General features: G+C 54.3%; 19 protein-coding genes. 7 read left to right on the forward strand and 12 right to left on the reverse strand.

Going from position 1 to position 20066, the window contains the following annotated elements; genetic code table 11:
• Positions 1-41: 41 nt before the first annotated feature.
• The 8 genes from rseP to rpsB form a co-directional block, all read right to left on the reverse strand.
• Positions 42-1388, reverse strand: coding sequence for a sigma E protease regulator RseP (gene rseP / locus AC2LB6_RS07415; RefSeq protein WP_490093017.1), 1347 nt, complete (start codon positions 1386-1388; stop codon positions 42-44).
• Between the two features lie 12 nt (positions 1389-1400).
• A complete protein-coding gene (gene cdsA, locus AC2LB6_RS07420) occupies positions 1401-2258 on the reverse strand; it encodes a phosphatidate cytidylyltransferase (RefSeq protein WP_490093018.1) in 858 nt (285 codons plus the stop codon).
• Positions 2259-2276: 18 nt separating this feature from the next.
• Positions 2277-3029 (reverse strand): (2E,6E)-farnesyl-diphosphate-specific ditrans,polycis-undecaprenyl-diphosphate synthase, encoded by a 753-nt coding sequence (gene ispU / locus AC2LB6_RS07425; RefSeq protein ID WP_090964404.1) that lies wholly within the window; start codon positions 3027-3029, stop codon positions 2277-2279.
• 181 nt (positions 3030-3210) lie between these two features.
• Positions 3211-4407: a 1-deoxy-D-xylulose-5-phosphate reductoisomerase gene (gene ispC, locus AC2LB6_RS07430; protein WP_490093019.1), complete on the reverse strand. Its 1197-nt coding sequence runs from the start codon at positions 4405-4407 to the stop codon at positions 3211-3213.
• A 111-nt stretch (positions 4408-4518) separates the two neighbouring features.
• A complete protein-coding gene (gene frr, locus AC2LB6_RS07435) occupies positions 4519-5076 on the reverse strand; it encodes a ribosome recycling factor (protein ID WP_010254103.1) in 558 nt (185 codons plus the stop codon).
• 143 nt (positions 5077-5219) lie between these two features.
• A complete protein-coding gene (pyrH, locus tag AC2LB6_RS07440) occupies positions 5220-5945 on the reverse strand; it encodes a UMP kinase (protein ID WP_010254099.1) in 726 nt (241 codons plus the stop codon).
• Positions 5946-6105: 160 nt separating this feature from the next.
• The gene (gene tsf, locus AC2LB6_RS07445) at positions 6106-6957 is read right to left on the reverse strand and encodes a translation elongation factor Ts (RefSeq protein ID WP_008925637.1); all 852 of its coding nucleotides are present in this window, start codon (positions 6955-6957) and stop codon (positions 6106-6108) included.
• Positions 6958-7138: 181 nt separating this feature from the next.
• Complete coding sequence (rpsB, locus tag AC2LB6_RS07450; protein ID WP_090964400.1) at positions 7139-7864, reverse strand: 30S ribosomal protein S2; 726 nt, start codon at positions 7862-7864, stop codon at positions 7139-7141.
• 318 nt (positions 7865-8182) lie between these two features.
• Between rpsB and map the strand changes: the two genes are divergently transcribed.
• From map to AC2LB6_RS07470, 4 genes are all read left to right on the forward strand, one after another.
• The gene (gene map / locus AC2LB6_RS07455) at positions 8183-8977 is read left to right on the forward strand and encodes a type I methionyl aminopeptidase (RefSeq protein WP_490093020.1); all 795 of its coding nucleotides are present in this window, start codon (positions 8183-8185) and stop codon (positions 8975-8977) included.
• 65 nt (positions 8978-9042) lie between these two features.
• Positions 9043-11697, forward strand: coding sequence for a bifunctional uridylyltransferase/uridylyl-removing protein GlnD (glnD, locus tag AC2LB6_RS07460; RefSeq protein WP_490093021.1), 2655 nt, complete (start codon positions 9043-9045; stop codon positions 11695-11697).
• A gap of 83 nt (positions 11698-11780) precedes the next feature.
• Complete coding sequence (dapD, locus tag AC2LB6_RS07465) at positions 11781-12605, forward strand: 2,3,4,5-tetrahydropyridine-2,6-dicarboxylate N-succinyltransferase (protein WP_033731627.1); 825 nt, start codon at positions 11781-11783, stop codon at positions 12603-12605.
• A 224-nt stretch (positions 12606-12829) separates the two neighbouring features.
• Entirely contained in the window at positions 12830-13222 is a 393-nt protein-coding gene (locus tag AC2LB6_RS07470; protein ID WP_008925632.1) for a DUF3461 family protein, read from the forward strand.
• Between the two features lie 60 nt (positions 13223-13282).
• Here AC2LB6_RS07470 and AC2LB6_RS07475 read toward each other — a convergent pair whose 3' ends face one another.
• From AC2LB6_RS07475 to dgt, 3 genes are all read right to left on the reverse strand, one after another.
• Positions 13283-14440: a CdaR family transcriptional regulator gene (locus AC2LB6_RS07475; protein WP_136197969.1), complete on the reverse strand. Its 1158-nt coding sequence runs from the start codon at positions 14438-14440 to the stop codon at positions 13283-13285.
• A 185-nt stretch (positions 14441-14625) separates the two neighbouring features.
• Complete coding sequence (gene degP / locus AC2LB6_RS07480) at positions 14626-16071, reverse strand: serine endoprotease DegP (protein ID WP_490093022.1); 1446 nt, start codon at positions 16069-16071, stop codon at positions 14626-14628.
• A 133-nt stretch (positions 16072-16204) separates the two neighbouring features.
• Entirely contained in the window at positions 16205-17695 is a 1491-nt protein-coding gene (dgt, locus tag AC2LB6_RS07485; protein WP_490093023.1) for a dGTPase, read from the reverse strand.
• Between the two features lie 92 nt (positions 17696-17787).
• Here dgt and mtnN point away from each other — a divergent pair, with 92 nt between their 5' ends.
• The 3 genes from mtnN to AC2LB6_RS07500 all read left to right on the forward strand — a co-directional run bounded on the left by mtnN (position 17788) and on the right by AC2LB6_RS07500 (position 19648).
• Positions 17788-18486, forward strand: coding sequence for a 5'-methylthioadenosine/S-adenosylhomocysteine nucleosidase (gene mtnN / locus AC2LB6_RS07490; RefSeq protein WP_490093024.1), 699 nt, complete (start codon positions 17788-17790; stop codon positions 18484-18486).
• Positions 18479-19273 carry a vitamin B12 ABC transporter substrate-binding protein BtuF gene (gene btuF / locus AC2LB6_RS07495; RefSeq protein ID WP_490093025.1) on the forward strand — a complete coding sequence of 265 codons (795 nt, stop codon included), beginning with the start codon at positions 18479-18481 and terminating at the stop codon, positions 19271-19273. The genes mtnN and btuF overlap by 8 nt, the downstream gene beginning before the upstream one ends.
• Before the next feature lie 123 nt (positions 19274-19396).
• Positions 19397-19648 (forward strand): hypothetical protein, encoded by a 252-nt coding sequence (locus AC2LB6_RS07500; RefSeq protein WP_490093026.1) that lies wholly within the window; start codon positions 19397-19399, stop codon positions 19646-19648.
• Positions 19649-19678: 30 nt separating this feature from the next.
• Here the strand turns inward: AC2LB6_RS07500 and erpA are convergent, their stop codons facing one another.
• Positions 19679-20026, reverse strand: coding sequence for an iron-sulfur cluster insertion protein ErpA (erpA, locus tag AC2LB6_RS07505; protein WP_490093027.1), 348 nt, complete (start codon positions 20024-20026; stop codon positions 19679-19681).
• Positions 20027-20066: the final 40 nt, after the last annotated feature.

Here is a 20066-nt window from a genome sequence, read left to right on the forward strand (position 1 = left end):
CGTTTTCCTAACACATCCCTCGAATGTTCGCGTTCCAGCGGTTACAAACGTGAGAAATCATTGAAAAGTGCAAGCCCCATTAACAGCACCAGCAAAATCGAGCCGATGCGATAACTAAAGTCCTGAACTCGCTCGGACACCGGTCCGCCCTTGATCTTTTCGATCGCAAGGAAGAGCAAGTGCCCACCATCTAAAACCGGCAGAGGGAACAGGTTGATGATGCCCAGGTTGACGCTAATCAACGCCAGGAACATCAGGTAATAAATCAACCCGTACTCTGCTGACAATCCTGCACCCTGCGCAATCGAAATTGGCCCGCTCAGGTTGTTCAGCTTCACATCACCGGTTATTAACTTGCCCAGCATGGAAACGGTGAGCTTCATAAGCTGCCAGGTTTTTACACTGGCCTCACCGATTGCCGCAAACGCGCCATACTGTCTTACCGTCTTGTACTCTTCTGGCAGAGGAACAATGCGCGGAATCACTCCCGCAAAGCCCGCTTTACTGCCATCTTTCGCTTCTGGCGTCATCGTCAGCGCAATTGATTCACCGCCGCGATCCACCTCAAGCGCCATGCTTTTGCCTGGGTTATCCCGGACCTGCGTGACAAAAGTCTGCCACTGCGATAATGGCTGACCATCGACTTTAACGATCCTGTCGCCTGCTTGCAAACCGGCTTCACTGGCTGGCGAGTTCGCCTGCACTTCTGCCAGCGTGGTCTCAATTTGCGGACCGCGTGGCTGAATCCCTAATGCGACGACCGGATCCTGCTTATCAGGCTCAAACTGCCAGTTACGCAAATCCAGTTGCTTCTGCTGAGTCGCGTCCTCACCAAACCGGGCCACAGTTAATGTCGTGCTGCTGTCGCCGATTTTACCCACCAGCGCCATACGCACAGCATCCCAGTCAGGCGTTTCGATACCGTCAACAGCCTTAAGTTCCATGCCGGGCGTAATTTGAGCTTCTGCAGCGACCGAACCGTTTAAAATTTCACCGATTACCGGGCGCACACCGGGCACGCCGTGAATAAACACAACCCAGTAGGCGAAGATGGCAAAGATGAAGTTTGCGACAGGACCTGCCGCAATGATCGAGGCGCGCTGCCAGACGGCTTTGTTATTAAAAGCCTGATGACGCAGCTCAGCAGGCACGCTTTCGACGCGTTCGTCGAGCATTTTAACGTAGCCGCCGAGGGGAATCAGCGCGATGACAAATTCGGTGCCGTGGCGGTCACGGCGCTGCCAGAGCGACTTACCGAAACCAATGGAAAATCGCTCAACTTTGACGCCACAGCGCCGAGCGACCCAGAAATGGCCAAACTCATGAACGGTAATCAACACGCCCAGCGCAATGATAAAGGCGAAAAAACTCCAGATTATGCTCAACATCTTTGCCTGTCCTTAAAGGGTGCGGAACACCAGCAGCAATAAACAGGCAAACACCGGCACCGCCGCAGTCAGACTATCAATGCGATCAAGCATGCCGCCATGACCGGGGATCAGATTGCCACTGTCTTTGATACCCGCCTCACGCTTGAACATACTCTCAGTGAGGTCACCCAGCACGGAGGCCAGTGTTGCGATAACCGCGCAAATCACCAGTGTTCCGGTTGAGACCGTCAGCGGAGCCAGCGAGGCAAACAGCAGCGCAATCAGCGCCGATGAAACCAGACCGCCCAGGAAGCCTTCCCAGGTTTTGCCTGGTGAGACCTTCGGTGCCAGCTTGTGCTTGCCGAACATCTTGCCAAACATATAGGCACCTGAATCCGCTCCCCACACCAGCAGCAACACAAACAGCAGCCACCAGGCACCGGCGAAGTGATCAGTTTCATAGTGATACTGACGCAGCGCCACCATGCCCCAGAAAAAGGGCACCAGTGTTAATACGCCAAACAGTAAGCGAAGTGGACGCGAATGGCGCCAGAAGGCCGCAGAAGCGGGATAGGTGAGCACCAGCAGCAGTGCCACGACCCACCACACCAGCGATGCCCAAAGTGATGTCGCGATTTGTGGCAGATGCACCGTGTGTTGATAAGGTGGCAGCGTAAATTGCATCAGCGCCAGCAGCAGACCACAAAGTACAGCCAGCCAGACGCGCTGTTGCCGTGATGCCATGCCTGCAAACTGACCCCATTCCCAGGCTGCCAGCATGCAGATAACGATGGTTGTAAGGGCGAAGCCAACAGGCGGTAACCAGAACAGTGCAGCTATTACCAGCGGAATTAATATCAACGCGGTAATCAGACGAGACTTCAGCAAAGGTTACCCCCAGATTGCTCAGGCGCCGCCTGGTGCAGCGCCGCCAAAACGACGCTCCCGCAGAGAGAATGCATTCAGTGCACCTTCAAAAACGTGTTCATCGAAATCCGGCCAGAGCACATCGGTAAAATAGAATTCAGCATAGGCAATCTGCCACAGCAGGAAGTTGCTAATCCGATGCTCTCCCCCGGTCCTTATCACTAAATCCACTGGCGCCAGCTCCTGCATACAGAGCTGCGACGTCAGGCTCTCTTCGGTAATCTGGTCAGGTCGCAGTAATCCTTCCTGAACCTGTTCTGCCAGTTTTTTCACGCCTTCGATAATATCCCAACGGCCGCCATAGTTGGCAGCAATGTTGAGCGTCAGGCCACTATTATTTGCGGTCAGCGTCTCAGAACGGCGAATACGTTCCTGAATACGCGGGCTGAAACGGCTGGTATCGCCAATGACGCGTAAGCGAACATTGTGTTTATGCAGGCTCTTCACTTCACTATCAAGCGCCCAGACAAACAGTTCCATTAACGCGGTGACTTCCTGCGCCGGACGACTCCAGTTTTCACTGCTGAAGGCGTAAAGCGTCAGGGCTTCAAGATTGTTACTGACCGCAAAGCTGACGGCACGGCGTACCGATTTAACGCCCGCTCTGTGGCCTGAAATACGCAATTTCCCCTGATTTTTGGCCCAGCGACCATTGCCATCCATGATGATAGCGACGTGGCGCGGACCGTTTCCCTGCTGGTCATCAGTGTTGTTTTGATTGTTAGACGACATAACGCTTAACCAATTCCTTTCATCAGAAATGCTGTGGTTTCTGAATACATTGCGCCCGATTCAAATCCCGACACACTCTCAGTGCCGGGCCACACCGAATTCGGTGACAGACCGTGAAACGCGAGCCAGCGACTATACCATTTTCACCTGAAGCGAACAAATGGCCTCATAACGATCGGTATTACGACGTGAAGCGCGGCAACATTTCTGTCGCCAGCGCGCGCGCAGTACGATCGATTTCAAGGACAGCGTCCACCGAATCCGGCTCCGGACACACTTGTGCCGCCATCACCGCACTATTAAGCGAGGCAATGTCGGTGAAGCGGATCTGGTGATTCAGGAAAGCCGCGACGGCAACCTCATTGGCAGCATTCAGCGTGGTGGTCGCCGCCTGCCCTGCGTCACAGGCATCGATGGCCAGCTTCAGACAGGGGTAGCGACTGAAATCAGGTTCTGCAAAAGAGAGTGCCGACATGCGGGTAAAATCCAGCGGCGTCACGCCTGCATTGATGCGCGAAGGCCAGGCCATGCTATGGGCAATGGGCGTACGCATATCGGGAGAACCTAACTGAGCCAGCACGCTGCCATCGCAGTATCGCACCATGGAGTGAATCACCGACTGTGGGTGAAGGATCACTTCCATCTGCGCTGCGCTGGCATTAAACAACCAACGGGCTTCAATGTACTCAAGACCTTTATTCATCATGGTGGCCGAATCGACAGAGATTTTTCTCCCCATCGACCAGTTCGGATGTGCACAGGCCTGATCCGGCGACATGGCGCTGAGATCCGCTAAATCTGTGTCACGAAAAGGACCACCCGATCCCGTAAGGATAATCGACTCAATGCCATTATCCCGCAGGTCAGCGTAACCTAACTGATGCTGGATGGTAGCCGGTAAACTCTGAAAAATGGCGTTATGCTCGCTGTCGACCGGTAGTAACTGAGCGTTATGATGACGCACCGCCTCCATAAACAAACGGCCGCAGGTGACAAGTGATTCTTTGTTGGCCAGCAGCACCGTTTTACCGGCACGAATGGCCGCCAGCGTCGGCAGCAACCCTGAAGCGCCGACAATCGCCGCCATCACCTGATCCACCTCATCCAGCGCGGCCAGCTCGCAGGCTGCCTGAACGCCGGAGAGCACTTCAGTATTGACGCTGATTGCTCTCAGTCGCTCACGCAGCGCAGCGGCGGATACCTCGTCTGCCATGCAGGCGTAACGCGGCGTAAAGGCCGCACACTGTTCGGCCATCAGCGCCACGTTATGGCCGGCAACCAGCGCCGTAATCTGATAAAGCGCCGGGTTGGCGCGAACCACCGCCAGCGTACTGGTGCCGATCGAGCCGGTGGATCCCAGCAGAGTTAATCGCTTCATGAGGCTATCCGTGTGAAGTCAGCGTGCCGACAGGCACAATGTAAAACGCCGCCAGATGTCGCATTCATACGAATACCTCTCTGTACGGCGTTTTGTCCGGCAGTGATGGGATTAGAAATCCATCAGCTCCGTCTCTTTTTCTGACAGTGCAGCATCAACTTTCTTGATGTACGCATCAGTCATTTTTTGTACTTCATCCTGCGCACGACGTTCGTCGTCTTCGCTGATCTCTTTATCTTTCAGCAGCGCTTTGATCTTATCGTTGGCATCGCGACGGACGTTACGTACCGACACACGGCCCTGCTCGGCTTCGCCGCGCACGATTTTAATCAGATCTTTACGACGCTCTTCTGTCAGTGCAGGCAGCGGAACACGGATGTCGGTACCGGCTGAACTTGGGTTCAGACCGAGATCGGACTTCATGATCGCTTTTTCGACTGCCGGACTCAGTGAACGATCAAACACGTTGATTTTCAGCGTGCGTGAATCTTCCACAGTGACAGAAGCCAGCTGACGCAGTGGCGTCGGCGTGCCGTAATATTCGACGACGATGCCGTCAAGCAGCGAAGGTGAAGCACGACCGGTGCGCACTTTGCTGATGGTAGTTTTGAATGCTTCAACGCATTTTTCCATGCGCGTGTCAGCATCTTTTTTGATGTCGTTAATCACGTTGAAACCCTTGGATTCGGTTTGACCTGGCCAGTTCCGGCATAACCGGAAGCGGGATCGATAATCATCGATAATCCTGACTGGTGCGCGATGCATTATCATCGCGCTGACAGAATATACCTTATTTTATCTCGCCTCGGGTATTAATGCGTAATCAGGGTGCCTTCTTTTTCACCCATCACTACGCGACGCAGTGCGCCAGGTTTATTCATGTTGAAAACACGGATAGGTAATTTGTGGTCACGCGCCAGGGTAAAGGCCGCCAGATCCATCACTTTCAGCTCCTGATCCAGCACTTCAGCATAGGTCAGTTGCTCATACAGCGTCGCGTCCGGGCTTTTCACCGGATCCGCAGAGTAGACGCCGTCAACTTTGGTCGCTTTCAGCACCACGTCCGCTTCAATCTCAATGCCGCGCAGACACGCCGCAGAGTCGGTGGTGAAGAACGGGTTGCCGGTACCGGCGGAGAAAATCACCACGCGGTTGTTACGCAGCAGGCTGATTGCTTCTGCCCAGCTGTAATTGTCACAGACGCCATTCAGTGGAATCGCTGACATCAGGCGTGCATTCACATAGGCGCGGTGCAGTGCATCACGCATCGCCAGGCCGTTCATCACGGTCGCCAGCATACCCATGTGGTCACCCACGACGCGGTTCATGCCAGCCTGCTGGAGGCTCGCTCCACGGAACAGGTTTCCTCCGCCAATCACCACGCCAACCTGGATACCCAGTTCAACCAGCTCTTTTACCTCTTGTGCCATGCGGTCAAGCACACTCGCGTCGATACCAAAACCTTCAGCGCCTTGCAGGGCTTCGCCGCTGAGTTTAAGCAGGATACGTTGATAAACAGGTTTTGCGTTGGTCGCCATGGTCAGTTCTTCCTGGAAGATTGGGTGTAAAGGAGAAGTAAATTCTGATCGATCATCCGCTTACTGCAAAGAAAATGCTATTGGGATGAAACTGAAAACGTGTCGTCTGTTGCGATTCACAGACAAAAAAGAACCGCCATCTGGCGGTTCTTTCAGAGCATTAAGACTGTTTGGACATTGCTGCAACTTCTGCAGCGAAGTCAGACTCAACTTTCTCGATGCCTTCACCCACTTCGAAGCGGATGAAGTTGATGACGTCAGCGCCCTGCTCTTTCAGAGCCTGGCCAACGGTTTTGCTTGGGTCGATAACGAAAGCCTGACCCGTCAGAGAAACTTCGCCGGTGAATTTCTTCATACGGCCTTCAACCATCTTCTCTGCGATCTCTTTTGGCTTGCCAGACTGCATCGCGATGTCCAGCTGAACCTGGTACTCTTTATCAACCACGTCAGCAGAAACGTCTTCTGGCTTAACGAATTCAGGCTTGCTTGCTGCAACGTGCATTGCGATCTGTTTGATCAGATCTTCGTTAGCGCCTTTCGCTGAAACCAGAACGCCGATACGCGCGCCGTGCAGGTAGCTGCCCAGCTCTGCGCCTTCCAGGATTGCAACGCGACGGATGTTGATGTTCTCACCGATTTTAGCAACCAGTGCAACGCGCTCTTCTTCGAACTGCGCTTTCAGAACTTCAACGTCGGTAACGCGATTCGCTGCAGCCGCTTCCAGAACTTTGTCTGCGAACGCCTGGAAACCACCATCTTTTGCTACGAAGTCAGTCTGGCAGTTAACTTCCAGAATCACGCCGTAGTCGCCAACGATCTTGGTTTTGATTACGCCATCAGCAGCAACGTTGCCTGCTTTTTTCGCTGCCTTGATTGCGCCAGACTTACGCATGTTCTCAATCGCCAGCTCAATGTCGCCGTTCGCTTCAGTCAGCGCTTTTTTGCAATCCATCATGCCAGCGCCAGTACGCTCGCGCAGTTCTTTTACCAATGCAGCGGTAATGTCAGCCATTCCAGAATCCTCGGTTCGTGCCTGAGTACATTTGCACCAGCAGACACTTATTTGCGGAAAATTTACTCTGTCCCGCCGTCCGGTTGGGGGCGTGACAGACTTAGATAAAATAAAGGGGCCAGTATAGGCCCCTTACAGATCACATCTGAATGCTAAGGGCTCTTATGCAGAGCAAACCTTATTAAGCGTTTTCTAAAGACGCTTCTTCAGCTTGCTCAACCAGGTCCTGAGAGCGGCCTTCGCGCACGGTAGTCGCAACGGCAGTCAGGTACAGGTTTACAGCACGGATCGCATCGTCGTTACCTGGGATAACGAAGTCAACGCCATCTGGATCTGAGTTGGTATCAACGATAGCAAATACCGGGATACCCAGGTTGTTTGCTTCTTTGATTGCGATGTGTTCGTGGTCAGCATCAACAACAAACAGTGCGTCTGGCAGACCGCCCATGTCTTTGATACCGCCCAGGCTGTTTTCCAGCTTGGCCAGCTCACGCGCACGCATCAGCGCTTCTTTTTTGGTCAGTTTGTCGAAAGTGCCATCCTGAGACTGAATCTCAAGATCTTTCAGACGCTTGATTGACTGACGCACGGTTTTCCAGTTAGTCAGCATGCCACCTAACCAGCGGTGGTTTACGAAGAACTGGTCGCAGCTCAGTGCAGACTCTTTTACTGCCTGGGCAGCAGCGCGCTTAGTACCTACGATCAGGATCTTACCTTTACGGGAAGAGATCTTGTTCAGTTCAGCCAGAGCTTCGTTGAACATAGGTACAGTTTTTTCCAGGTTGATGATGTGAACCTTGTTACGTGCACCAAAGATGAATGGCTTCATTTTTGGGTTCCAGTAACGGGTCTGGTGACCGAAGTGAACACCAGCCTGGAGCATGTCGCGCATGGAAACAGTTGCCATGATAAAACCTCTAAAGTTTGATTGGGGTTGGGCCTCCATGTATCCCATACGACCGACCTCTTTCAAGGCACCCCGGCGTATGTGTCGATACATGTGTGTTTTATTACACATAATGAGAGTTATGCGTTTCCTGCTGGCCGAGACGGCCATACAGAGAATCGTCGGCGCGCTTTATATCACAAACGGCCGTGGGACGCCAATAAATGATCGCTGACCGAAGCCTGCGCGTTCTCTATTTGGCAGCCCATTTGCTGGCTGCTAACATGACAGCACAGAACTTATTATTGTCGAAAATTTCGACAACTGCGGATTAATTTAATGGCAATTTCAATTAAAACCCCTGAAGAAATCGAAAAAATGCGCGTCGCGGGCCGACTGGCCGCCGAAGTGCTGGAGATGATCGAGCCCCATGTTAAACCGGGTGTAACCACCGGCGAGCTGGACCGCATCTGCCACGAACACATCACGCAGAAGCAACAGGCCGTCTCTGCCTGCCTCGGCTATCACGGTTTTCCGAAGTCGGTCTGCATCTCGGTGAACGAAGTGGTGTGCCACGGGATTCCCAGTGATGATCGCCCTCTGAAAGATGGCGATATCGTCAATGTCGATGTCACCGTGATTAAAGATGAGTACCACGGCGATACCTCGAAGATGTTTATTGTCGGTAAACCGACTATTCAGGGCGAACGCCTGTGCCGCGTCACGCAGGAGAGCCTCTATCTTTCCCTGCGTCTGATTAAGCCCGGCATCCGCCTGCGTGAGTTGGGTCGTGCTATCCAGAAGTATGTTGAAGCGAACGACTTCTCTGTCGTGCGCGAATATTGCGGTCACGGTATCGGCAAGGGGTTCCACGAAGAGCCTCAGGTGCTGCATTACGATGCCGATGATAGCGGCGTTGTGCTACAGGCGGGCATGACCTTCACGGTAGAACCGATGGTCAATGCCGGGGATTACCGCATCCGCACCATGAAAGATGGCTGGACAGTAAAAACCAAAGATCGCAGCTTGTCCGCGCAGTATGAGCATACTATTGTGGTGACGGAAAACGGCTGTGAGATTTTAACCCTGCGCAAAGACGACACGCTGCCTGCTGTGCTCGTCGCCGAAGGGTAATTCCCCCAAAACAGATCAAGCCGGCGCTGAGCCGGCTTTTTTTGGCTAAAAAAGAGAAGAGCTGCATGAGCGTGAGTCTGTCGGAGGATGTGAAAAACGGTCTGGTCGATTCGCCAGCCGAATGGGGTGACGACCAGCTGACCCGCGACATTCTGAAGCCGCGGCTGGAGCAGTTTCAGCAGCATCTGGCTGCCGCGTTTGATGCCGGTGAACCCGTTGAGCCGCTGATAGATGCCCGCACGCTGTTTATCGATCGGCTGCTGCGTCGCCTGTGGCGCTTCTTTGGCTTTGATGAGATGTCGTCAATCGCGCTAGTCGCCGTGGGCGGCTATGGCCGTGCCGAGCTGCATCCGCTCTCTGATATTGATGTCCTGATTCTCAGTCGCCAGCCGTTGGATGAACAGGCTGCGCAGCGCACCAGCGACCTGTTAACGCTGATGTGGGACCTGAAGCTGGAAGTGGGCCACAGCGTCCGCACGCTGGAAGAGTGTCTGCTGGAGGGGCTGTCTGATCTGACCGTTGCCACTAACCTGATTGAATCACGGATGCTGACCGGCGACGTGGCGCTGTTTCTGGAATTACAGAAAAACATCTTCAGCGACGGTTTCTGGCCCTCATCCTCCTTCTTCGCCGCCAAAATTGAAGAGCAGCAGGAGCGTCACAAGCGTTATCACGGCACCAGCTATAACCTGGAGCCGGACATCAAAAGCAGCCCCGGTGGCCTGCGCGACATCCATACGCTGCAATGGGTTGCCCGACGCCATTTTGGCGCCACCACGCTGGATGAGATGGTCGGCTTTGGTTTCCTCACCGAGGCGGAGCGCGGCGAACTCAACGAATGTCAGGCGTTTCTCTGGCGCATCCGCTTTGCCCTGCACCTCTCCCTGCCCCGCTACGATAATCGCCTGCTGTTTGATCGCCAACTCAGCGTAGCGCAACGCCTGAATTACCAGGGCGAAGGCAATGAGCCGGTCGAGCGGATGATGAAGGACTTCTATCGCGTCACCCGGCGTATCGGCGAGCTGAATCAGATGCTGCTGCAGCTGTTTGATGAAGCGATTCTGGCGCTCTCCACCAGCGAAAAGCCCCGACCCATTGATGACGATTTCCAGCTGCGTGGCGATTTGATCGACCTGCGTGACGAGACGCTTTTCACACGCGAACCACAGGCGATTCTGCGCATGTTCTACGTCATGGTGCGTAACGACAGCATCAAAGGGATCTACTCCACCACCCTGCGTCATCTGCGCCATGCACGTCGTCATCTCAAACAGCCACTGTGTCAGATCCCGGAGGCGCGTCGCACCTTTATGTCGATTCTGCGCCACCCGGGCGCGGTCAGCCGGGCGCTGGTGCCGATGCATCGTTACAGCGTGCTATGGGCTTATACCCCGCTATGGGGTCAGATCGTCGGACAGATGCAGTTCGATCTGTTTCACGCCTACACCGTGGATGAGCACACCATTCGCGTGCTGCAGAAGCTGGAAAGCTTTGCCAATGAAGCGACCCGTCCGCAGCATCCGCTGTGCGTCGAGTTATGGCCGCGACTGCCGCAGCAGGAGCTGTTGCTGATGGCCGCGCTGCTGCACGACATAGCCAAAGGACGCGGCGGCGATCACTCTATTCTCGGGGCGCAGGATGCGCTCGATTTCGCTGAAATGCATGGTCTGAACTCGCGTGAAACGCAGCTGGTGGCCTGGCTGGTTCGTCATCATCTGCTGATGTCGGTGACGGCGCAACGGCGCGATATTCAGGACCCGACGGTAATCCAGCAGTTCGCCGAGGTGATGCAGAATGAGAACCGGCTGCGCTATCTGGTTTGCCTGACCGTGGCCGATATCTGCGCCACCAACGAAAGTCTGTGGAACAGCTGGAAGCAGAGCCTGTTGCGCGAGCTCTTTTTCGCCACCGAGAAGCAGTTGCGACGCGGCATGGAGAACAGTCCGGATCTGCGTGAGCGGGTGCGCCATCATCGTCTGCAGGCGCTGGCGCTGCTGCGGATGGACAACATTGATGAAGAGCGACTGCATCAGATCTGGAATCGCTGCCGCGCTGACTACTTCCTGCGCCATACGCCGAATCAGATAGCGTGGCATGCTCGCCACCTGCTGGTTCATGACCTGAAAAAGCCGCTGGTGCTGGTCAGCCCGCAGGCCACGCGCGGCGGAACCGAAATTTTTATCTGGAGTCCCGACCGCCCGCATCTGTTTGCCGCCGTCGCCGGTGAGCTCGACCGCCGCAATCTCAGCGTTCATGACGCGCAGATCTTCACCAGCCGCGACGGCATGGCCATGGATACCTTTATTGTGCTGGAGCCGGATGGCAGCCCGCTCTCACCGGATCGTCATCCGATGATCATTCAGGCGCTGGAACAGGCGATCACTCAGTCAGACTGGGTGCCGCCACGTACCCGCCGTCCGTCGGCCAAACTGCGGCATTTCAGCGTGGATACCGAAGTTAATTTCCTGCCGACGCATACCGACCGTCGTAGCTACCTGGAACTGGTGGCGCTGGATCAGCCGGGCCTGCTGGCGCGGGTCGGTGAAGTCTTTGCCGATCTCGGTGTGTCACTGCACGGCGCACGCATCAGCACCATTGGCGAGCGGGTCGAGGATTTGTTTATTCTGGCCAACAGTGAACGTCAGGCGCTGGACGAAGAAATGCGTAAAGCGTTGCAACAACGGTTGACAGAGGCCCTTAATCCAAACGATAAAGTGTGACCAGACTCGATTTGTAAACATTAATCTCTTTACTTGTGTCGGGCGCTTGTCCGGCATCGCACATGACAGATCAGGAAAAAAATATGCAACAGTTACAGAGCGTTATTGAATCCGCCTTCGAACGTCGCGCTGACATTACACCTGCCAGCGTTGACAGCGAAACCCGTGATGCCATCAACCAGGTGATCTCCCTGCTGGACAGCGGTGAGCTGCGCGTTTCTGAGAAGATCGACGGCGAGTGGGTAACGCATCAGTGGCTGAAGAAAGCAGTGCTGCTCTCTTTCCGCATCAATGACAATCAGGTGATGGAAGGTTCAGAAACCCGCTTTTACGATAAAGTCCCGATGAAATTTGCTGGCTGGGATGAAGCGCGTTTCAAAGAAGCGGGCTTCCGCGTCGTGCCGCCTGCGGCTGTTCGTCAGGGTGCCTATATCGCCCGCAACACGGTGCTGATGCCTTCTTATGTCAACATCGGCGCCTTCGTGGATGAAGGCACCATGGTGGACACCTGGGCGACTGTCGGCTCCTGTGCGCAGATTGGTAAAAACGTTCACCTTTCTGGCGGCGTGGGTATCGGTGGCGTGCTGGAACCGTTGCAGGCAAACCCGACCATTATCGAAGACAACTGCTTCATCGGCGCACGCTCTGAAATCGTTGAAGGCGTGATTGTTGAAGAAGGCTCAGTGATCTCAATGGGCGTTTACATCGGTCAGAGCACCAAAATCTATGACCGCGAGACCGGCGAAGTGCATTACGGCCGCGTTCCTGCCGGTTCCGTCGTGGTCTCAGGTAACCTGCCGTCGAAAGATGGCAGCTACAGCCTCTACTGCGCCGTAATCGTGAAGAAAGTGGATGCGAAGACTCTTGGCAAAACCGGTATCAACGAACTGCTGCGCACCATCGACTGATTTAACTGACGGGCTGGTTTCCAGCCCGTCATCTTTTCTTTACAGTGATTCCCAAATAACATGCTTCGCGACGCGAATTAACTGGTGCGTTTAGTTTTTATCCAGGTCATAATCCGCGCCAGTTAAATCCTGTCGCGCAATGTTCATCCCGCTTATTTATGTCTACAGTTGACGGACGTCATGAACAAATCTGCGCGCTTCTCACTTTTGATGGAAACAACGCTATGTATGACAATCTGAAAAGCTTAGGTATCAGTAACCCGGACGACATTGACCGCTACAGCCTGCGTCAGGAAGCCAACAACGATATTCTGAAGATCTACTTCCGCAAAGATAAAGGCGAGTTTTTCGCAAAGAGCGTTAAATTCAAATATCCGCGTCAGCGCAAAACCGTTGTTGCCGATCACGCGACTCAGGGCTACAAAGAAGTTCAGGAAATCAGCCCGAATCTGCGTTATGTCATTGATGAACTCGATCAGATTTGCCAGCGTGACCAGGTTGAAGTGGATCTGAAACGCAAAATCCTGGATGACCTGCGTCACCTGGAAAGCGTGGTTTCCCACAAGATCACTGAAATTGAATCGGATCTGGAAAAATTAACCCGTAACAGCCGTTAATTTTCTGTCCGACGAGAGAGGCCAGCTTTGCTGGCCTTTTTTATGCCGCAAATCTGTCCTCTACCCCTGCTCATCCAATTGTAAAGCCACATAGAGCAACAGCCTGTCGTCAAAATGACCCAGATTCAGTCCGGTCAGTTCAGAAATCCGGTTCAGCCGGTACTCAAGCGTATTGCGATGAATGAATAGCGCACGCGCGGTGGCGCTCGGCTGGACGTTGTGGGTGAACCAGGCAATCAGCGTACGACGTAGCAAACCGTTATTATCCATGCTCTTGAGTTTCGCCAGTGGCCGGGCAAGCTCATTAGCCTGCCAGCCGCCACGCAGGCTGTCGAGCAATACAGGCAACACCAGATCCTGATAGAAATAGCTGCGCACCTCCGGCATTCGTTGTTTGCCCACCATCATCGTGGTGCGCGCCGTCCTGTACGAGCGCGCGATGCTGCCCGGCCCGGTAAAGAAGTTACCCAGCGCGATACGCATTCGAAGATGACCGCTCTCTTTCATCCGCTGCAGCAACTGTTCGACGCGGCGGCGATGATCATCCTGATCGTAACGTCCATGCCCGTTCAGGGCCGGTTTCAGCACCACCATTTCGGTCAGTGACACAATAGCGATCAGATTATCGCGCTCCGGTGTGGTCAGCAGCGTCTGTAGCTGCTGTAACTCTGACATCGCGCTGTCGACGCCGAGCTGACCGCTATCCACCTCTACCACGGCGACCACTCGCGGCTGATTGAGATCGATGCCCAGCCGCTGTGCCCATTCGGTCAGCTGTGGCGACAGGGTATCGCTGCGTATCAGGTTCAGCACCAGCTCTTCACGCAGACGACTGTCCTGCGCCAGCATATGCAGCAGCCGCGCCTGCTCCAGCATCATCTCTGCGGTCATGCAGACCAGCTCGCCATAGTGCCGCAGCGCCAGTGGCTCGCCGGTCAGACCTATCACCCCGACGATATCACCATCGATGCGCAGCGGCAGGTTAATGCCGGGCCGCACGCCATGAAGATGTTTCGCCACCGCCTCATCGATGTCGACTATGCGCCCCTGAGAGAGCACCAGAAGTGCACCTTCGTGCAACTCCCCAATGCGTTCCCGGTCACCGCTGCCGATAATCCGGCCGCGCGCATCCATCACGTTGACATTGCTGTCAATAATTTTCATGGTGCGCGCCACGATATCCTGGGCCAGCCGGGCATCAAGGTGATAGGTAGCCATCCATTACTCCTGAAAAGAGGGGGGAGAAACAGAATACGCATGCATCGCGCGCAGAACATTGTGCAATTGCACAGAGCCGGACGCTCATTTACCGAATTTGCGGTGGGTATCACACTATGATGTGACAGAAAGCAGGCATAAAAAAAGGCGGACCGCAGTCCGCCTCGTCGTCAGTTGTCGTTTCGTTACTGCATCAGCAGATAGATGCTGCTGTCACCGCGCTTAACATTCAGCGCCAGAACGGCTGGCTTGGTGTCGAGGACTTTGCGCAGTTCGCCGAGGTTGGTTACCGGCTGCTGGTTAATGCCCTGAATCACGTCGCCCTTTTTCAGGCCGATACGCGCTGCGGCACTGCCCGCTTTCACATTATCAACGCGAACACCTTTATCGCCGGTTTCGACATTGCTGAGGTCAGCGCCTTCGATGCCAGTATAGATAGTGGCAGACTGCACTTTGGCCTGGCTGCTCTGCTGCAGCTGAACAGAGACATCGACCGGTTTGCCATCACGCAGCAGGCCCAGTTTCAGGGTGGTGCCAACCGGTAGTGAACCCACTTCTGCACGCAGCGAAGCAAAACTGCTCAGCGGTTTGCCGTTCATCGAAACAATCACGTCACCCGCTTTAATACCCGCTTTGGCGGCTGCAGAGTCTGGCAGCACCTGGCTGACAAAGGCACCACGCTGTGCATCGACCTTCATCGCTTTTGCCAGCTCGGAGTTCAGTTCAGTCCCCTGCACACCCAGCTCACCGCGTTTCACCTGACCAAATTCAACCATCTGAGCCGTCAGGTTTTTCACCATGTTGCTCGGGATAGCAAAGCCGATACCGATGTTGCCGCCATCCGGCGCCAGAATGGCGGTGTTAATCCCAATCAGTTCACCGTTGAGGTTAACCAGCGCACCACCGGAGTTACCCCGGTTAATCGCCGCATCCGTCTGGATAAAGTTTTCGTAGTTTTCTACATTCAGGCCGCTGCGTCCCAGCGCCGAGACGATACCGGAGGTCACGGTTTCACCCAGGCCATACGGATTGCCGATCGCCACGGTGTAGTCGCCGACGCGCAGATTGTCGGAGTCAGCAATTTTCACTGCGGTCAGATTTTTGGCTTCCTGCAACTGAACCAGTGCAATGTCAGAGCTTGGATCTTTACCGATCACTTTTGCGTCATAGCGACGGCCGTCGCTGAGCTGGACCTGAATTTTGGTAGCGTTATTCACCACGTGGTTGTTAGTTACCACATAGCCTTTTTCAGCGTTGATGATCACGCCAGATCCAAGAGCACGGAATTTTTCCTGCTGAGTATCAGGGGCTGGCGCACCGCCGTTGCCGCCCGCACCGTCACCGCTCTGACACATGGGTGAACCCTGGAACGGGGAACCGTCCTGGCAGAATGGCGAATTGTCACCAAAGAATTGCTGAAACTGCTGCGGCATACGCGGGGTTTTCACCGTGGTGGTGCCCTCGACGCTGATACTGACCACAGACGGCATCACTTTTTCGAGCATGGGTGCCAGACTCGGGAGTTGCTGGCTATCGGAAGAGGCCGTTTGCGCAGCAAAAACAGTAACAGGGGCGAGCGCCATGCTCAGGCTTAACGCAAGCGCACTTAACACTAAAGTCTTTTTTTTCATTTTTCGTTTCTCGATAAGATTACTGTTCAGACCATTGCTGTGGTCGAAGGTGAGATAAATGTTTTAGCGCGAAGTTCCTTTAAAAGTTTAAGTCAAAGGTAAAAATTTATTCGCGCTCTTTACAATCGGCGGCTTATTCTACTGCCATTAACCGCCGGTACTCATCCCAGGCATAGAGATCGGTCATCCCGCTGATATAATCCTGAATCAGCCGGAAGCGATAATAACGTTCCCACAACAGCCGCTGATATTTATGTTCGACCACAAGGGTACGCATCTTTTGCAAATAAGCTTTACGATGTTTACCGGAGAGCTTATGAAAAAGCCGGGTTTCAATCGGATGCTGACGCAGGAAATCTTCATTGATCAGCGTGGTAAAAGCCTCATAATTCAGGCGCATCAGCGGCTGATAGATCTCCAGCAGCCCCTTGATTACCCGGTATCCCTGTAACTCCAGCTGCTCGACTTCAGAGTGGTTAAAGACCTGCTGGCGGGCAACAGTTTTAAACAGTTGCAGTAAGCGGCCCTCTTCACCCTCATCTTCCAGAAGCGCGTGATTAAAACTTCCCTCGAATATAGCAGGCAGATTATCAACGAAACGTTTCACAGCGTAACTTACCAGCACGCTCTGAACATTTACGCGTAATGACATAAAAAATTGATCACTGCGGCTTCGGCGTTTTTTACTGCAGGCTTCACGCCAGGCTTCGCCAATAGTCCGGCTGAAAGCGTCATTATTTTTAACCGGCCCCCAGGCTTTATTGAGAAACTCAAACAAACTCTCAACATTAAAGATATCTTTTTCTACAGCATCGTCCAAATCGGCAATACAATAGGAGATATCATCGGCCGCTTCCATTATATAGGTGAGCGGAAAGCGATGGTGTTCTTCCATATTGGTGGCAGCACGCAAATCCGCAATATAATCCTGCTCAGAGAGGTAAAAGCCGGGTTTCTTCATTAATACGCTAAATTCGGCGGGCTTTTCCCCCTGCCACCAGGCAGGTGCGGTATATTTCAGGATGCAGGCGACCTGGGAATAACTGAGATTCAGTTGCAGCAGCGTATGTACCATGCGAATGGCCTGCGCATTGCCTTCAAAATGACAGAGATCCTGGCGGATCATGGCATTCAGCTGATCAAAGGCTTTACGCTGCTCCTCTCCTTCGACGCCCGCCACCAATGGATCCACCAGTTCGGCTGAGAGGTTCTCTTCAAACCAGTCGTTGATGGCTGCCTCGCCAAAATGGCCAAACGGCGGATTGCCGACGTCATGCAGCAGACACGCCATCTCAATCAGACTTTCAAACGCGCCTTCCATCTCATCCAGACCATACAGCGCCAGCCCGCCCTGCATCTTGAAGGTTTGCAGGATCTCTTTGGTGATGTAGCGCCCGGTCTGCTGCACCTCCAGCGAGTGCGTCAGGCGGGATCGGACGGCGGCGTTGCGCTCCAGCGGAAAGACCTGGGTTTTCTGCTGCAAACGCCGGATGGCGGCGGAGTTGATAATCCGTCCACGGTCGCTCTCAAAATGGCGGGTAATGTAATATTCGCCTTCCGGATCTTTTCGACTGTTATAAGGGCGCGAGAAGCTGATCTTCTTCCTGAAATTGATCGCCGACATGAATTACCCCTTACTTTTTCGTGAATTAATCCCCTGAATGCCATGGTAGACTATGCCCTAAATTTTGATTCTTTACATTAACGGAACTCATTATGAAAGCAGGCATTATTGGCGCGATGGAGCAGGAAGTGACACTGCTGCGCGACAAAATTGAAAACCGTCAAACGCTGACACTGGCGGGTTGTGAAATCTATACCGGCACCCTGCAGGGCGTTGAAGTGGCTCTGCTGAAATCGGGCATTGGTAAAACCTCTGCCGCGCTGGGTACCACGCTGCTGCTGCAGCTCTGCAAGCCGGATGTGGTGATCAACACCGGATCGGCGGGCGGTTTAGCGCCGTCATTGAGCGTCGGCGATATCGTGGTATCAGATGAAGTGCGTTATCACGATGCTGACGTCACCGCTTTTGGTTACGAGCCAGGTCAGATGGCGGGTTGTCCGGCCGCGTTTGTGGCAGACAGCAAGCTTATCGCGGCGGCCGAAGCCTGCATTAAACAGCTGGACCTGAATGCCGTACGCGGTCTGGTAGTGAGCGGTGATGCCTTTATCAATGGTGCCGAGCCGCTGGCACGCATTCGTCATCTGTTCCCGCAGGCGATTGCCGTTGAGATGGAAGCGACCGCTATCGCTCACGTCTGTCATCAGTTCCAGGTGCCATTTGTGGTGGTCCGCGCAATTTCCGATGTGGCCGATAAAGAATCGCACCTTAGCTTTGATGAGTTCTTAAGCGTTGCAGCGAAGCAATCTTCGCTGATGGTGGAGAACCTGCTGGCGCATCTGGCGCGTGGCTAAAACGCTGCTGTTCTGCTGGCTGCTGCTGTTGAGCGGCAGCCTGCTCGCCTCCCCACCCCGTGTTATTACCCTCGCCCCTCACCTTACCGAACTCGCCTTTGCTGCCGGGATTACACCGATTGCGGTCAGCGCCTGGTCCGACTATCCGCCACAGGCGAAACAGATTGAACAGGTCGCCAACTGGCAGGGCATCAAGGCCGAACGTATTCTGCAGCTCAAGCCGGATCTGGTTTTAGCCTGGCGTGGCGGTAATCCGCAGCGACAGATTGATCAGTTACAGCAGCTCGGCGTGCCGGTTAAATGGATTGATCCGTTGACGCTGGATGAGATGTTCACGGCGCTGGCCGATCTGGGCCGCTGGAGTCCCAGACCGGAGCAGGCGGCAAGCGCCGCCCGACAACTGCGTGAGCAGGAGGCCGTGCTGCGACAGCGCTATACTCATCTGACTGCGGTTCCGCTTTTTTTGCAGTTTGGTCAGCAGCCGCTGTTTACCGCCGCCAGAGCCACGCTGCAGAATGAGATTATTACATTGTGTGGCGGCAGGAATATCTTTGCTGACAGTCGCGTCAGCTGGCCGCAGGTCAGCCGTGAGCAGGTGCTGATGCGCCATCCTCAGGCCGTAGTGACAGCGGGCGGTGCGCAACAGGCGGAGAACATCCGTGCGTTCTGGCGGCCGCAGCTCACCGTGCCAGTTATTGCGATTAATGAGGACTGGCTAAGCCGGCCAGGTCCGCGATTGCTGCTGGCGGCGCAGCAACTCTGTGCGGCCCTGCATCCCGATGAATAAATCGGCGAATTGATTAAAGTCACTGCACTTTTTGCCGTTAATCAATACCAGAGACGAACGGGCCACGTATGCTCACCGTCCTTTTAGCGCCACGGCGCTTTTTTAAAACACCAGGAACCTTATATGACCAGAGCACTGCTGCTGGCCATAGGGCTAATGATCGCCGGACCTGCCTTCGCGGGATCGATAAATGGCTCTATAGGCGCCAGGCTTGTCATTTATTCACGCTGTGAAATCAACACGACTAACGGTCAGCCCGCGCCGCAGATCAACTGTGGCAGACAGGCAGGCGCTCAGCCACGCGTCACCCATAGTCAGATTCAATCGCAGGGAAGTCTGAAGCAGAGTAACCGGCTGGTTACAATAGAATGGTAAACGAGGCCGTCACGGTGACGGCCTGCATTATCAGATACTGAAGGAAGAGCCACAGCCACAGGTAGTTTTGGCATTCGGATTGGTCACGATAAAGCGCGATCCTTCCAGGCCTTCCGTGTAATCCACCGAACCACCCACCAGATACTGCAGACTCATCGGGTCAACCACCAGTGCGACGCCCTGCTTTTCAATCGTCATGTCGCCATCATTCATCTGGTCGTCAAAGGTGAAGCCATACTGGAAACCACTGCAACCGCCACCGGTGATATAGACGCGAAGTTTCAGCGCCGGGTTCTCTTCGTCGGCAATCAGGTTCTTCACCTTGGTGGCTGCGGCGTCGGTAAACTGCAACGGCAGTGCTACTACTTCATCACTCATGTTTTACTCCGGTAAACGCCCAGGTCAGAAAACGACCTTA

This window comes from Pantoea sp. RCC30.1, assembly GCF_058148845.1.

Bases quoted from the DNA above. Each gene is read 5' to 3' on its own strand.
- rseP (WP_490093017.1), bottom strand. From the start codon at position 1,388: ATGTTGAGCATAATCTGGAGTTTTTTCGCCTTTATCATTGCGCTGGGC.
- ispU (WP_090964404.1), bottom strand. From the start codon at position 3,029: ATGTCGTCTAACAATCAAAACAACACTGATGACCAGCAGGGAAACGGT.
- ispC (WP_490093019.1), bottom strand. From the start codon at position 4,407: ATGAAGCGATTAACTCTGCTGGGATCCACCGGCTCGATCGGCACCAGT.
- pyrH (WP_010254099.1), bottom strand. From the start codon at position 5,945: ATGGCGACCAACGCAAAACCTGTTTATCAACGTATCCTGCTTAAACTC.
- tsf (WP_008925637.1), bottom strand. From the start codon at position 6,957: ATGGCTGACATTACCGCTGCATTGGTAAAAGAACTGCGCGAGCGTACT.
- rpsB (WP_090964400.1), bottom strand. From the start codon at position 7,864: ATGGCAACTGTTTCCATGCGCGACATGCTCCAGGCTGGTGTTCACTTC.
- map (WP_490093020.1), top strand. From the start codon at position 8,183: ATGGCAATTTCAATTAAAACCCCTGAAGAAATCGAAAAAATGCGCGTC.
- glnD (WP_490093021.1), top strand. From the start codon at position 9,043: ATGAGCGTGAGTCTGTCGGAGGATGTGAAAAACGGTCTGGTCGATTCG.
- dapD (WP_033731627.1), top strand. From the start codon at position 11,781: ATGCAACAGTTACAGAGCGTTATTGAATCCGCCTTCGAACGTCGCGCT.
- AC2LB6_RS07470 (WP_008925632.1), top strand. From the start codon at position 12,830: ATGTATGACAATCTGAAAAGCTTAGGTATCAGTAACCCGGACGACATT.
- AC2LB6_RS07475 (WP_136197969.1), bottom strand. From the start codon at position 14,440: ATGGCTACCTATCACCTTGATGCCCGGCTGGCCCAGGATATCGTGGCG.
- degP (WP_490093022.1), bottom strand. From the start codon at position 16,071: ATGAAAAAAAAGACTTTAGTGTTAAGTGCGCTTGCGTTAAGCCTGAGC.
- dgt (WP_490093023.1), bottom strand. From the start codon at position 17,695: ATGTCGGCGATCAATTTCAGGAAGAAGATCAGCTTCTCGCGCCCTTAT.
- mtnN (WP_490093024.1), top strand. From the start codon at position 17,788: ATGAAAGCAGGCATTATTGGCGCGATGGAGCAGGAAGTGACACTGCTG.
- AC2LB6_RS07500 (WP_490093026.1), top strand. From the start codon at position 19,397: ATGACCAGAGCACTGCTGCTGGCCATAGGGCTAATGATCGCCGGACCT.
- erpA (WP_490093027.1), bottom strand. From the start codon at position 20,026: ATGAGTGATGAAGTAGTAGCACTGCCGTTGCAGTTTACCGACGCCGCA.